This window comes from Halomonas sp. 5021 (assembly GCF_036663435.1).
Taxonomy (GTDB): Bacteria; Pseudomonadota; Gammaproteobacteria; order Pseudomonadales; family Halomonadaceae; genus Vreelandella; species Vreelandella janggokensis.
Genome location: NZ_JAXOVU010000011.1, coordinates 56,616 through 69,480 on the forward strand (window position 1 = coordinate 56,616; position 12,865 = coordinate 69,480).

The 12,865-nt window shown below is 56.4% G+C and carries 11 protein-coding genes; 5 read left to right on the top strand and 6 right to left on the bottom strand.

The window, feature by feature from the left end:
• Positions 1-257: 257 nt before the first annotated feature.
• Positions 258-1,304: a patatin-like phospholipase family protein gene (locus R3F64_RS15370; RefSeq protein WP_085918187.1), complete on the bottom strand. Its 1,047-nt coding sequence runs from the start codon at positions 1,302-1,304 to the stop codon at positions 258-260.
• Positions 1,305-1,329: 25 nt separating this feature from the next.
• Positions 1,330-2,052: a murein L,D-transpeptidase catalytic domain family protein gene (locus R3F64_RS15375; protein WP_085918186.1), complete on the bottom strand. Its 723-nt coding sequence runs from the start codon at positions 2,050-2,052 to the stop codon at positions 1,330-1,332.
• Between the two features lie 127 nt (positions 2,053-2,179).
• Here R3F64_RS15375 and R3F64_RS15380 point away from each other — a divergent pair, with 127 nt between their 5' ends.
• Positions 2,180-3,811: a L,D-transpeptidase family protein gene (locus R3F64_RS15380; protein ID WP_332612436.1), complete on the top strand. Its 1,632-nt coding sequence runs from the start codon at positions 2,180-2,182 to the stop codon at positions 3,809-3,811.
• An 82-nt stretch (positions 3,812-3,893) separates the two neighbouring features.
• Here the strand turns inward: R3F64_RS15380 and R3F64_RS15385 are convergent, their stop codons facing one another.
• On the bottom strand, positions 3,894-5,636 hold the full coding sequence (locus R3F64_RS15385; RefSeq protein ID WP_332612438.1) for a peptidoglycan DD-metalloendopeptidase family protein: 1,743 nt from the start codon (positions 5,634-5,636) through the stop codon (positions 3,894-3,896).
• A gap of 527 nt (positions 5,637-6,163) precedes the next feature.
• On the opposite strand from R3F64_RS15385, the gene R3F64_RS15390 reads away from it, so the two are divergent.
• The gene (locus R3F64_RS15390) at positions 6,164-7,078 is read left to right on the top strand and encodes a LysR family transcriptional regulator (protein ID WP_085918184.1); all 915 of its coding nucleotides are present in this window, start codon (positions 6,164-6,166) and stop codon (positions 7,076-7,078) included.
• Positions 7,079-7,154: 76 nt separating this feature from the next.
• Complete coding sequence (locus R3F64_RS15395) at positions 7,155-8,150, top strand: glutathione S-transferase family protein (RefSeq protein ID WP_085918183.1); 996 nt, start codon at positions 7,155-7,157, stop codon at positions 8,148-8,150.
• 86 nt (positions 8,151-8,236) lie between these two features.
• On the opposite strand, the gene R3F64_RS15400 is transcribed toward R3F64_RS15395, so the two are convergent.
• Both R3F64_RS15400 and R3F64_RS15405 read right to left on the bottom strand, forming a co-directional pair.
• Positions 8,237-8,734: a PRC-barrel domain-containing protein gene (locus R3F64_RS15400; RefSeq protein ID WP_199283783.1), complete on the bottom strand. Its 498-nt coding sequence runs from the start codon at positions 8,732-8,734 to the stop codon at positions 8,237-8,239.
• Positions 8,735-8,839: 105 nt separating this feature from the next.
• Positions 8,840-9,037 carry a CsbD family protein gene (locus R3F64_RS15405; RefSeq protein ID WP_085918181.1) on the bottom strand — a complete coding sequence of 66 codons (198 nt, stop codon included), beginning with the start codon at positions 9,035-9,037 and terminating at the stop codon, positions 8,840-8,842.
• A gap of 522 nt (positions 9,038-9,559) precedes the next feature.
• On the opposite strand from R3F64_RS15405, the gene R3F64_RS15410 reads away from it, so the two are divergent.
• Together R3F64_RS15410 and nfi are read left to right on the top strand one after the other, a co-directional pair.
• A complete protein-coding gene (locus R3F64_RS15410) occupies positions 9,560-11,272 on the top strand; it encodes a DEAD/DEAH box helicase (RefSeq protein WP_085918180.1) in 1,713 nt (570 codons plus the stop codon).
• 114 nt (positions 11,273-11,386) lie between these two features.
• Entirely contained in the window at positions 11,387-12,079 is a 693-nt protein-coding gene (nfi, locus tag R3F64_RS15415; RefSeq protein ID WP_332612442.1) for a deoxyribonuclease V, read from the top strand.
• Here the strand turns inward: nfi and R3F64_RS15420 are convergent, their stop codons facing one another.
• A complete protein-coding gene (locus R3F64_RS15420) occupies positions 12,080-12,796 on the bottom strand; it encodes a glutamine amidotransferase (RefSeq protein ID WP_085918178.1) in 717 nt (238 codons plus the stop codon).
• Positions 12,797-12,865 lie beyond the last annotated feature (69 nt).

The following is a 12,865-nucleotide window of genomic DNA, read 5'->3' on the forward strand; positions in this document are numbered from 1 at the left end:
GCGCGTGAACACGCAGCGTCATCGGTTCACGAGAACATGCCTTCTTCATTGAAGGTCAGGTTCGACGCACTCGTACCCGCTTGGGCCTGGTCCACGCCTACCACCACTGCTTACATTTATGCAAAGTGGTTGCCATGGTTGTTTTTTATTATATTAATCAGTTGGTTACTATTGAAGGGAGGGTGTTTGAGGAACAGGTTGAAAGATAAATATCATGCTAATGCTGCATCATTGGGCATCAGCAGGCCTGGTTTGGCTTAGTTTGGTGCTGTAGCAGGCGCCGGGCTTTCATCCAGATAGACATCGTCGATATCCAGCGTGGAGCGTTCGCCGAGCGCGTCGATGTTGTCTTCCAGCCAGCGGTCGGCGGCGGCATGGCCCTGTTCAAACAGGTGGCATAGAAAGGGCCACTCGGCATTCAGCTTGCTGGATACCGACAGTGGCAGTAACGCACCTTCACCGCTGATGCGGTGGAACAACGCCTGCTGATAGCAGTTCTCGATACCCTGGGCGTCAAGCACCTGTTTAAGCATGGCGATCATGCGCACCTCTTTGATCAGCGCTGAATTGAAGGTGATTTCATTAAGGCGGTTCATGATGGCTGACGCCGTGGTGGGTAAGTCGTCTCGTCGAATGGGGTTGATCTGAACGAGCAGAATATCGCGTGCGCTACATTCCTCCATCAGCGGGAAAAGCGCCGGATTCCCCATGTAGCCGCCATCCCAATAGGCTTCTCCGTCAATTTCAACGGCCTGGAACACAAATGGCAGGCAAGCGGAGGCCATGACCGCATCAAGGCTCATCTCATGCCGACGAAAGACCCGCTGCTTACCGGTACGGACGTTGGTGGCAGTCACGAAGAGTTTGAGCTGTTCACAGCGGCGGACCCGATCAAAGTCGATCCGTTCGGCCACAATGTTGCGTAGAGGATTCACGTTGAGAGGATTGAACTGATAGGGCGAGACCAGCCGACTCATCAGGTCCATGGCGATATAACCCGGCGAGTGTTCGAGACTCCAGTTCCCGGTCAGCTTGTCCAGCGGTGAGCGACGAATAGGGCTTGCCATCCCCGCTCGGCTGACGGCCCGCCAGAAATCGTGCAAGGCCTCGCGGGCGGTTTCTTTATCGCCCCGGGTGAGCGCGTCGGCCATGACCACGCCGTTCATCGCACCGGCACTGGTGCCGCTGATGCCCTCGATCTCGACCCTTGAGTCCGCCAGTAAGCGGTCAATGACGCCCCAGGTGTAGGCGCCATGAGAACCACCGCCCTGTAATGCCAGGTCTAACGATTTAGGTTGCGTCATCGACTTGCCTCCTGGGTATAAGTCGTTAAAAACGGTGGGCAAGTGACGGTGCGTTAGGGCAGTTGATCACCTGTGAGGTTGCCACCCATTCCTGGTCAGGGTAGTAGGCAAACACATAGTGGTCGCCCTTTAAGCTGTCGATCAAGGGGTAGGTGACTTCTTCGCGAACCGCCGGGCAGCCGTGGCTGCGACCCAGTCGCCCTGTTTGGTCAATAAAGGCTTCGCTGACATAGTCGGCACCGTGAATGACGATGGCTCGTTCGTAGGCGTTGTCGTTAACGTTGGTCTCCAGGCCTTCCAAGCGCAGTGAATAGCCGTTGCGGCCGTAGTAACTGTTCATGGTTTTAAACAGCCCGATGCTGGATTGGTGGCTGTCGGGGATGTTGGAAAACGTCTCCGCCAGGGCGTCCCCCGACCCTTGACCGTGGGAGACCAGCTCTTGGAACATCAGTTCGTGCTGGGCCAGATCGAACACCCACAGCCGCGGCTCGGTTGACGGTAGAGAGTAATCGATCACCGCCAAGCGCTCGGCGTGAGGGTCGCGACAGCTGAGCGCTTTAGCAGCGAGGCGAAGCGCCTCCGGACTGGCGTCTGGCGCGAGCTGAAGCAGTTGGTGGTTTAACGGCAGAACGCCATTGGGCGGTGCGCTATCGATGTGGCTATAAAAACTGGAGGCATGGATCGGGAGTGACAATAACGTGGCGGGCAGGTAAATAAGCCAGGCACGCGGCGAAAAAAATGGCACCATATAAGTCCATCCTGAAAGATAGGTCCATACTGAAAAGTACAACGCGGTTAGGCAGTCACTAACGCGCTATGATAACAAGTAAGTACGTACATTATTGGGACAGCCATAGTAACGCAAGGAGAGGGCAATGAACGAGCGGCAGCCATTAAGACGTTGGGCGATGGGGGTGGCGCTTTGCCTGAGCGTAGGTGCGGTGGGTGGTGCTGGTGCAGACACAACACCCATTAGCGACACGCTGGAAGTGCGTGTGACGGCGAGTGAACAACAGTTGCCGATCAAAAGCTTCTATCAATACCGCGATTACCAGCCTGTATGGACGACGGCGGCAAGCGTGGAAGCGCTTGTGGCAGGTCTCAATGCGCTTGAGCAGGACGGTATAAACCCTGAGAACTACGCGTCAGCGTCGCTCATGGAGGCGTTTGAGCGCAGCCAGGCAGGTGGGGAGTCTGCCCAGGTGACGTTTGAGTTGCAAGCGAGCCAGGCGCTTTTGCAGGCGCTTGATCATTTGAATCGTGGCCAGGTGAATCCCCGAGAGTTAAGTGCTCAATGGGATGCTGAGCGGCCATCGCGAGGTTACTCGATGGGGGCGGTGGCCAAGGCCGTTAATCAGATGGATATGGCGGCGGCGTTTGACCAGGCACGTCCGGACTCGTCGGCGTACCGTCGACTAAGAGCTGCGTTTATTGATTTCCAATCGCGGTCATTGCAGTCGAGCGTGCCTTACCTTGATCATCGTGAAGAATCGCTCAGACCTGGCGATCAACATGATGATGTTTTAACGTTGCGTCGTCGACTGACGCACTGGGGCGAGCCGCACCTGCTGGCGGCTAACCCGCAGGCTTATCCGCTGGTAGACGTCGACACCCCTGATCAAAGACATTTTGATGCGCCGCTGGCGGCGGCCGTCAAACGTTTTCAACGGCGTCATCTGCTTCAGGAAGATGGCGTGGTCGGCGAACAAACCCGACGCGCGCTTAACGTCCCGCTGTCATTGCGGGCCAAACAGCTCAAGGTGAACCTTGAGCGTGCGCGCTGGATGGGATCTCAGCCGGACAATGCGCCAAGGGTGTGGGTCGACCTTGCCGGCTACCGCTTGCATTACAATCGGCCAGGCGGCGAGCATTGGCAGACCCGCGTCGTGGTAGGTTCCCCCCAGCGTGCAACGCCGGTGATTCAATCGGCGATTACTCATCTAACGTTAAATCCAAGCTGGACCATCCCGCCGACGATCATGCGTGAGGACGTATTACCGCGTGTTCGTGAGGACGTGGGCTATCTAGCCGAGGAAAATATTCAGGTGGTTGATTTTGACGGTAACCCGGTGAATGCTGAGGAGGTCGATTGGCAGCAGCCGGGCAGTGTCATGCTGCGCCAGGTAGCAGGTAGCGCGAACCCATTGGGGAGCATCGTCGTGCGCTTTCCCAATGACCATATGATCTATCTGCACGATACCCCAGCCCAGGGGCTTTTTCAGCGGCATCAGCGCGCGCTCAGCTCAGGCTGCGTCAGGGTTGAGGGTGTTACCCAGTTTGCCCAGCTGTTGTTAGAGGATACCGGCAGTTCGGCACAGTTGGCGAGCTTGGTGGCCAGTAGTCAAAGCGATCGGCAGCTCAGCTTGCCGCGTCGCGTGCCCATTGCGCTGCATTATTTGACGGCTTGGCCGAATGCTGAGGGCGAGGTCGAGTTTCGGCCGGATATATACGGCCACGACGCAGCCGTGGAGTCGGCACTTAGCCAACCCATGCAGCTATCGGGTTAATGACCCTGTAAGCGGCCGATTGCCGAGTAAGGAAATAAAAAAAGCGCCACGTGTGTGGCGCTTTTTTGTTGGAACGCGAGAGTTATTCGTCGTCTTCTGAGGTGTTGCCGACCAAACTGATAGTGCCGGTTTCACCGCTATCCAGTGCCGCCAGTATGGGCTCGGCCTGGCGCTGAAATGCGATGAGCGTATCGCCATTCAGGCTGGTATTCTCAGGCAGCTCAACGGTCATCGCGTTGACCGGAGAATTGTTGACAATGACCTCGTAGTGCAGATGCGGGCCAGTGCTGCGGCCGGAGTTGCCCGATAGCGCAATGCGCTCGCCCATTTCGATCCGTTCGCCCTGGCTGACCAGAGGTCTTGAAAGGTGTAAATAACGGGTGCGGTAGCCGTTGTCGTGGCGAACGACAATATAGCGGCCGGCGGCGTAATGGTTGGCGACCTTCTCGACCCGGCCCGAAGCCGGGGCCGTGACGGGGGTGCCGATGGGCATGGCAAAATCGGTTCCGTTATGCGGGCTTATGCGCCCGGTTACCGGGTGTTTACGGCGTGGGTTGAAGCCGGAACTCAGGCGGTAGTTGCCTTCAAACGGTCGACGTGCAAAGGCCGGGTCCAGACTAGCACCTTCAGGCGTATAGAATTTATCGTCGGTAGCATTGCGAACGACTGTCAAATTCATGCGTTCGCCCTGGTATTTAACCGCCAGTACACGTGAGTCAAGCGTTTCGCCTTCAATCATGTCAGATTCGACGAGCACCTGAAAATGATCGCCGCGACGGCTGTCGCGGCGAAAATCGAGTTTTTTCTGGAGCAGTAGGGTCAATGCCGTAACGGCGCTACTGCTAAGACCCGTCGACTGGGCGGAGCGGGCAAAGCTGCCGCTGACAGTACCCGCGTAAAGGCGTTGAACCGGCTCGCCTTTGCGCTCAATGCCGGTGATGGCGTACTGGTCATCTTGGCGTTCAACCAATACCCCTTCACGGGTATTTTTCATCATACGCAGCGACAGCAGGCGACCTTCTTCGTCAAGCTGGTAATCGAAGCTGTGGCCTGCACGCCAGTGGGTCAGCATTTTGGGATCGGGAACGTCGTCAAGCAGCTCGAGGACTTCGCTGTAACCCAGGCCTAATTGGTTCTGGGCCAGAACCGCAAAGGTTTCTCCCGGCTCAACGATATGGGTTTCCCACTGCGGGACAAACGGCTCTTCTGCGGCAAGTTCCAAATCAAGGAAAGACACATCGCCAAACAATTCAGCGCCATAGTCTTCATAGGACGTGGCGTCGGCTATCTGGGTAGATGATTCGTCGTCGACATCCAGCATGCCGCTGGTAAGGGTGCCGATCACAACCGCCATGTGCAGCGCGCCATCATTAAGAATGACGTCATTTGTCTTACTTGTGTCTGAAGCGCCGAGTGTGTCTGAAGCGCCGAGTGTGTCTGAAGCGCTGAGTACAGCGGATGAGGGAGCTGGCACGCTTGCAGTTTGTAGTTTTACATCGGCTTGCGCGCCATCAATAACGTCCAGATCGACAATCTCGGTCGCCTTCAGATCGCTCAGCGGTATGTTATCGCGAGTGGCATCAAGGGCGCGGGAGGCGCGGTCGATGGCATCAGCCACCGGGGTGCGTTCTTTATGAAGCACGGGGACGCCAGGGGTAGAATCGCTTGGAAGAGGGACCAGAACGCTCTCCATTGGAGCGTCAGGTTGATTCAGTTCGTTGTATGTCGTTAACAATTTTTGTGTGCCCAGCACCGTAACCATGGTGGCTACCGGTAACAATAACAATTTATGCGTGCGGGGCAGCGAATGAAGGATTCGCAACATGGGTAAATAGACCGCCGAGTTCGTGATTTTAAAGTAACAAAAGCGAATAAACCCATGAACCATAACCCATGATAGCGGGGGTGCCTAGACTGTATATCCATACATAAAGGGAACTTACGCCCAATCGCGCAAGAACATCGCAGATTCTACAGTTTTTTGAACACTGTTTGCTAACAATGTAATGCTAGGCGATAAACATCCTTGTTGTAAGCTTTATAGAGTGAAAAAATTTTGCGAGCTTCCATGTGCTTAGCAAGCAAAGCATAGCTGTATTTGGCTTTTTGTAAAGTATCTATATAAGTAATGTCTAACTAATATTGGCGCTAAAATCTCTCCATAACTCCATAAGTTGCTCTGCCCGACGACAAGCTATTGCGTCACCTGAAGGGGCTTGCAGATAAGGGGCTTGTAGAAAGCGTCTTGCAGAATAGTTGGTTCGGGTTACGGTAATCCGGGCCATAAGCTGGCACTATGGTTTTATCGAAAGTTTGGCGATTGTTTCGCTGTTTTGCGTCGGGGAAATCGAAATGTCTCGGGTAACACTTGCACAGTGGCAGATGTTAGCCGCCGTGGTTGACCATGGAGGGTTTGCTCGGGCCGCCGAGGCCGTGCATAAAAGTCCCTCAACGTTGAACCATGCGGTACATAAACTGGAAGAGCAGTTAGGGGTTCAGGTGCTTGAGCCGGTAGGGCGCCAGGTCCGGCTGACGGAGGCCGGCGAGTTACTGCTGCGCCGGGCACGTCAGTTGATTGAAAGTTCTGAGTCTCTGGAAGATGTGGCCTCGCGGTTGGCAGCCGGACTGGAGGCGGAAGTTGTCCTCGCAATTGATCAGGTGTTTCCTGCTGGCGCCCAGGCGAAAGCGCTGGAGCGTTTTTCTGAAACCTATCCCCAGGTACGGGTACAACTGTTTGAAAGCGTCTTAAATGGCGGCATTGAAATGCTATACGATGGCCGCGCGGACTTGGTGATTTCAGGTATTGAGGCGCAAGGGTTTCTTGGGGAGCCGCTGGTGATGGTGAAGTTTGTTGCCGTCGCCCATCCCGCTCATGCGCTGCACAGATTGGGTAGATCGCTGGATCTGCGCGACCTTGCCCAGCACCGTCAGCTAGTCGTCCGGGATTCCGCGCTTCGCCAATCGACTAACGCTGGTTGGTTGAAAGCCGAACAGCGCTGGACGGTCAGCCACCTGAATACCTCGCTCGATATGCTCAAGCGGGGCCTTGGTTTTGCTTGGATGCCAGAAACGCGTATCGAACAAGAACTCCGTGATGGCCAGCTCAAGCCATTACCACTGGCAGCGGGCAGTATTCGGGAAGTCCCTATCCAATTAATTTTTCGTGATCAGGACCGTGCTGGCCCGGCGGCTCATGCCATGGCTGCAGCGTTGCGCCAGGCGGTGCGTGAGTGTGCTTCCGAGGATTCGATTGCGTCGAATGAATAGCGCTAAAACATCCGCTTGAGTCGCGTACCCCCAAGCGTATGCTGAATCGACGCTAACCGCTTTGAGGAGATACACCATGGGGCTGCTGATTGATGGCGAATGGCACGACCAGTGGTACGACACCAAGAAACATGGGGGGGAGTTCGTGCGCGAATCCGCCCAGCTGCGCGACTGGGTGGGCGATCATCCAGGTGTTGAAGGTAGCTGTTACCCGGCTGAAAAGAACCGTTATCATCTCTATGTATCGCTAGCCTGCCCGTGGGCGCACCGTACGCTTATCATGCGCGCTCTAAAGGGACTTGAGTCGATTATCGGGACTTCCCACGTCAGCCCGTTGATGCTTGATCAAGGGTGGACCTATCATCAAGACGAAGGTGCCAGCGGCGACTCTGTCAATGGGGTCGAGTTTCATCGCCAGCTTTATACAATGACCGATCCCCACTACACCGGGCGCGTTACCGTCCCTGTGCTTTGGGACAAGCGGCGTGATGCGATTGTCAATAATGAATCGGCCGATTTGGTGCGTATACTTAACGGCGCCTTTGACGAGTTGACCGGCAATGACCTGGATTTCTACCCTGATGATCTGCGCGATGTCATTGACGAGGTCAATGCCGACGTTTATGACCACATCAATAACGGTGTTTACAAGTCAGGCTTTGCTACCGAACAGCGCGTTTACGAAAAACATGTACAGGCGCTGTTCGATGCCTTGGAACGTATGGAAACGCGTCTGGCACAGCATCGTTACCTGGCAGGTGAGTGGTTGACCGAGGCGGATATTCGACTGTTTACCACCTTGATACGCTTCGATGCAGTGTATTACGGCCACTTCAAGTGTAACGTGAAGCGCATCGAGGACTTTCCTAACCTAGCCAACTATGTGCGCGAGCTTTATCAGTGGCCGGGCGTCGCCGAAACGGTCAACATGGACCACATCAAACGCCACTACTATTACAGTCACGACACCATCAACCCCACGCGTATCGTGCCGGTTGGGCCAGCGTTGAACTTCGATCGTCCCCATGATCGCGAGCGGTTATCGGGGAAGGGAATACGCCGCAAGGCCTGATCAAACGTCTGGAAATCAAAAAGCCACCTCACGGTGGCTTTTTTGACGTCATTCCTAAAAGGGAATTTATGATATCAACGCTGAAGTTACTCTTCGTTGATTTCTTCGTCAGGATCAATGGCCTCGCGAGTTGTTTGCCAGGCGCTTTGAACCCCTTCCTCGGTACTTTGCCAAGCATCACGGGCATTTGCCTTGGTCTGCTCCCACCAGTCGCGGTCATAAGTCGGGAACGACGTTACTTCCTCTTCCGAGGCGCTGATGAGGACACGATGCTCGGTTTCGTCACCGTCAGTATCGGTTTCCAGGCTGAAGTAGTCAGTGTCGACGACGATTTCGCGACCGCCCAGGCCGAGGACAGAGCCGCTTTCGACGACCAGGGCGCTGACCTGCATATCTTCGTTCAGTAGAATGTCGTCGACATCACCGATTTCTTCATTGGAATTGCCTTCGAGATAAACACTCGCATCCATGATGTCGTCGGCGGAATACATGCCTTGTGGCTCGTCTGAAGCAGCATTGGCATTGAGGGCAACACTGCTGAGTAGGGCTGCACTGACGGCAGTGGTGATCATTGATTTACGCATAGCATCTCTCCTTGTGGCTACGAACCTCAATATCTGGTTGGGTAGCCGTGTCGACTAGGCGACAGGCAACAGAATATTGAGAGAATATATTGGCGCGTTGAACGATTACAGGGAATTGGCCCAGTCGTCCGCCTTGCGCTCGGCTTCTTCCTTTTCCAAGCCATATTTTTGCTGCAGCTTGCCCACCAATTGGTCACGTTTGCCGGCGATCTGATCAAGTTCATCGTCGGTGATTTCGCCCCAGCTGGCGCGTGCTTTGCCTTTCACTTCGGTCCATCTTCCTTCGACTTGATCCCAGTTCATCGAATCACTCCTTGAGGTGCCATGAAATTGATAAGGCACCCATCAGGCTAGACGAAATATGGCATGGTGCAAGGAGGCAGCGAACGAAAAAACACTGAAATGACTGGTCAGGTACCGAAGGCGGTGTTAGCATGCGCACTCCTCGCATGTGCTGACCCCACCATCACGACGATAAGCGTTTGCCTGCGTAGTCACGAGTCGTTCCCAAGAACCGCTCCCTACGAAGCAACGTTTGCTGGAACATCTGCTAACGCCAGATGTTGACTGCTGTGAAGATGGCGCGCCTCCAGTATTTCACCAAACGGGTGAAATCGGCGCAACAAGGTCGCCACGGCGGATTGAACCGCTATCAAAGCGCCAATCCGGATGCTGGGTGCGACCGGCGTCTCCGACTCCACCGATGACGATATCCGCTATGCGGAGCCATGTTCTTTGATGCTGCCTTGACGTGCGCATCATTAACGAGTCAGAGACGCTTACGATGTTTTTTGCCGGAACAACCGGCCTACCAAGGTGTGATTAATGACCTCGACTTCTGTCGCTTCGCCGAGCTTCGGCGATCTTGCTCTATTGCCTGCCGTTTTGACGGCTGTTGAATCTCAGGGCTACGAAACTCCCTCACCCATTCAGGCGCAGACCATTCCTGCGTTGCTCGAAGGGCGGGATATGCTGGGCCAGGCGCAAACCGGTACCGGTAAAACCGCTGCGTTTGCATTGCCATTGTTATCGCGTCTGGAACTGACGCGCCGTGAGCCTCAGGTGTTGGTCATGGCACCGACTCGCGAGCTTGCTCAGCAGGTGGCTGTCTCGTTCAGTAAATACGGCCAAAACCTTAAAGGCCTCGAAGTTGCTACCCTGTGTGGCGGTCAAGAGTACCGTGAGCAACTCGGCGCGCTGAAGCGCGGTGCCCAGGTTATTGTCGGCACCCCTGGTCGGATTATCGACCATCTCGACCGCGGCAGTCTGAAACTTGACGGTCTTTCTGCGCTGGTGCTGGACGAAGCGGACGAAATGCTGCGTATGGGCTTTATCGACGACGTAAAACGCGTGGTTGCCGATACCCCGAAAAATGCGCAGCGCGTGTTCTTCTCCGCGACCCTGCCGACTGAAATCGAGCGTATTGTTAACCGCTATCTGGTCGACCCGGTTAAAGTCGCGATCGAGAAAGGCACAACGACGGGTGAAAACATCGAGCAGCGCATCGTGCGTGTTGACGGTGGCGCCAAGCTTGAAGCCCTGGCGCGTATTCTCGAAGTCGAGCCGGTCGATGGCGCCATTGTCTTCGTCCGTACCCGTGCCGCCTGTACCACCCTCGTAGAGCAGTTGACGGCGCGTGGTATCAATGCGGCAGGCCTTTCGGGTGACCTTGATCAGAGCCTGCGTGAGCGCACCATCACCCGTTTGAAGCGTGGCAAGGTCGACGTGCTGATCGCCACCGATGTGGCCGCACGTGGTCTGGACGTAGCGCGGATCACCCACGTCATCAATTACGATCTTCCCCAGGATGCGGAAGCGTATACCCACCGTATCGGTCGTACTGGCCGTGCCGGCCGCAGCGGTATCGCCATTACCTTTGCCGGTTTCCGCGAAGGACGCAAAGTGGGCTGGATGGAGCAGGCAACCGGCCAGAAAATGACCGAAATGCCGCTACCTGACGAATCTGCTATTCGTGCGCACCGTGATGAAGTTTTCCATCAGCGCGTCATCGCTTCGTTAACCAAAGGGGCAGAAGAACAGCGTGCGCTGATCGAGCGTCTGGTAGAAGAAGGCCATGATCCGGTCGAGTTGGCCTGTGCCTTCTCTGCCATGGCCCGCGCTGATGAAGCGCCTATTGGTCGCCTGCAGGCACCGCGCAAAGAGAAGCCTTCGCGTGATGGCGCGTCTGGCGGCAAGCCGGGTGCTCGCCGTGAGCGTTCAAGCACGCCCAGCGAAGGCATGACCCGCTACCGCGTTTCTGTCGGCCATAAAGACGGCGTCAAGCCCGGTCAACTGGTCGGTGCGCTGGCTAACGAAGGTGGCATCGAAGGCGCGCGTATTGGCCGTATCGATATCCGTAATGCCTTCTCGGTAGTTGAACTGCCAAGCGGTTTGCCGTCTTCAATCCTGACCAAGATGGCGCGTGCTCGCGTATCCGGCCGTCCGCTGGAAATCAGCGAAGACAGCGCCCCAGAGCGTGCTCCGCGCCGTCGCCGTGACGAAGGCGATGCGCCGGTTCGTCGCCGCGAACGCGCCTAAGGCGCCATCAGTTGCCGCTTAGCGGTCACTGGTGACATCCGACGCCCCCGTGCCTTCCCAGGTGCGGGGGCGTTTTTTGTTATATTCACCGCTCACCCGCCCAAGGAGGAAACCATGCTTGCATCACTGCATGAATGGAGCCTGGCGCCCAAGGACGCAGTGGCGCTGCAGACGGAGTTGGCAAAGCGGCTTGAGCTGACCGACCGACTCGATACGGTACGCCATATTGCCGGAGTGGATATCGGTTTTGAGGATGGCGGTGAAACAACCCGGGCAGCGGTGGTGGTGCTCAAGTGGGACCCTGATACTGCGCCTGACTTAAGCGTTATAGAGCAAGTGGTTCACCGCGAGCCCACCCGCATGCCCTATATCCCCGGGCTGCTGTCGTTTCGAGAAATCCCTGCTGCGCTTGGCGCCTTCACAAAACTGACCGTTCAACCCGAACTGGTGATGGTGGACGGACAGGGCATCGCCCACCCACGCCGGCTGGGGGTTGCCTCTCATCTGGGGGTATGGCTGGATACGCCGACCATTGGCATTGCCAAGTCGCGGCTTATCGGCTGCCATACTGAGGTGGGCGAGCAGCGTGGCGACTGGGTGCCGCTCACTGTCCGCGGCGGTGAGGTGATTGGCGCGGTGTTACGGTCACGTGCCAAGGTGAAACCGGTGTATGTGTCGCCTGGCCATCGCCTGTCACTGGAAACGTCTTTGCTATGGGTGTTGCGCTGCCTGGGCGCTACCAAGCTGCCAGAGCCCACCCGTCTGGCAGACCGGCTGGCCTCCCGACGTGGTCAAAGACGCGATTGACTACACAAACGCCAGGAAGCGGCGCAGAAGGCCTGATGCCTCTGGCGTGTCGTGAACGTCACTCAGCAGGGCGTCGGGATCTTCGCCCTGGTCGCGTAGCGCTGCCCGCTGACGCTCCAGATACGCCCGCATCACCGGTGCAGTGAATTCGGGGTGAAACTGCACGCTCCATTGGCGTGGTCCATAGCGTAGTGCCTGATGGGCATCGTGGCTGTTATGCGCGAGCACCGTGGCGTTGGGTGGCAACTGCATCACTGATTGCGCATGGGTGAGATGCGCCGTGAAGGACGCGGGCAACTGGCTGAAGAGAGGATCCTGCTGACCGGCCTGGGTAAGCCTTAGCCGATGTGTGCCTGACTCCCGACCGGCGGGGTGGAAGTCGCTGACGCCGTCAAAGGCCGCTGCCATGAGCTGGTGCCCGTAACACACGCCGAGCATTGGCACGTCGTCGGCCAGCGCCTGCTTGAGCCAGGGTTTTAGCGCCTCGCTCCATGGCGGTGCTTCACTCACCATACTGTGCGAGCCGGTGATGACCACACCGGCAAACGAGGCGGGCGACGCCGTTGGTGTTTTCTCCCGTACATCCCAAACGCTTAATGTCAGGTCGTCAGGTAGCGCCTCGCGCAGTTGCTGGATAAAAAGCTGCTCAAAATCACCGTGCTGTTCAACCACTTCCGGGAAGGCATCACCGGTTTTAAGAATCACTAAAGAAGGCATGATGGCTCTCGTCTTGGCGCGGCGTGTAACAAACCAGCTAGGATAATTTCCGTTTAGGATGCAGTATAG

What these genes read in the sequence shown, in the direction of transcription:
- R3F64_RS15375 (WP_085918186.1), bottom strand. Translation starts at nt 2,052, where the DNA reads ATGGTGCCATTTTTTTCGCCGCGTGCCTGGCTTATTTACCTGCCCGCC.
- R3F64_RS15370 (WP_085918187.1), bottom strand. Translation starts at nt 1,304, where the DNA reads ATGACGCAACCTAAATCGTTAGACCTGGCATTACAGGGCGGTGGTTCT.
- R3F64_RS15405 (WP_085918181.1), bottom strand. Translation starts at nt 9,037, where the DNA reads ATGAACTGGGATCAAGTCGAAGGAAGATGGACCGAAGTGAAAGGCAAA.
- nfi (WP_332612442.1), top strand. Translation starts at nt 11,387, where the DNA reads ATGCTTGCATCACTGCATGAATGGAGCCTGGCGCCCAAGGACGCAGTG.
- R3F64_RS15400 (WP_199283783.1), bottom strand. Translation starts at nt 8,734, where the DNA reads ATGCGTAAATCAATGATCACCACTGCCGTCAGTGCAGCCCTACTCAGC.
- R3F64_RS15420 (WP_085918178.1), bottom strand. Translation starts at nt 12,796, where the DNA reads ATGCCTTCTTTAGTGATTCTTAAAACCGGTGATGCCTTCCCGGAAGTG.
- R3F64_RS15410 (WP_085918180.1), top strand. Translation starts at nt 9,560, where the DNA reads ATGACCTCGACTTCTGTCGCTTCGCCGAGCTTCGGCGATCTTGCTCTA.
- R3F64_RS15390 (WP_085918184.1), top strand. Translation starts at nt 6,164, where the DNA reads ATGTCTCGGGTAACACTTGCACAGTGGCAGATGTTAGCCGCCGTGGTT.
- R3F64_RS15385 (WP_332612438.1), bottom strand. Translation starts at nt 5,636, where the DNA reads ATGTTGCGAATCCTTCATTCGCTGCCCCGCACGCATAAATTGTTATTG.
- R3F64_RS15395 (WP_085918183.1), top strand. Translation starts at nt 7,155, where the DNA reads ATGGGGCTGCTGATTGATGGCGAATGGCACGACCAGTGGTACGACACC.
- R3F64_RS15380 (WP_332612436.1), top strand. Translation starts at nt 2,180, where the DNA reads ATGAACGAGCGGCAGCCATTAAGACGTTGGGCGATGGGGGTGGCGCTT.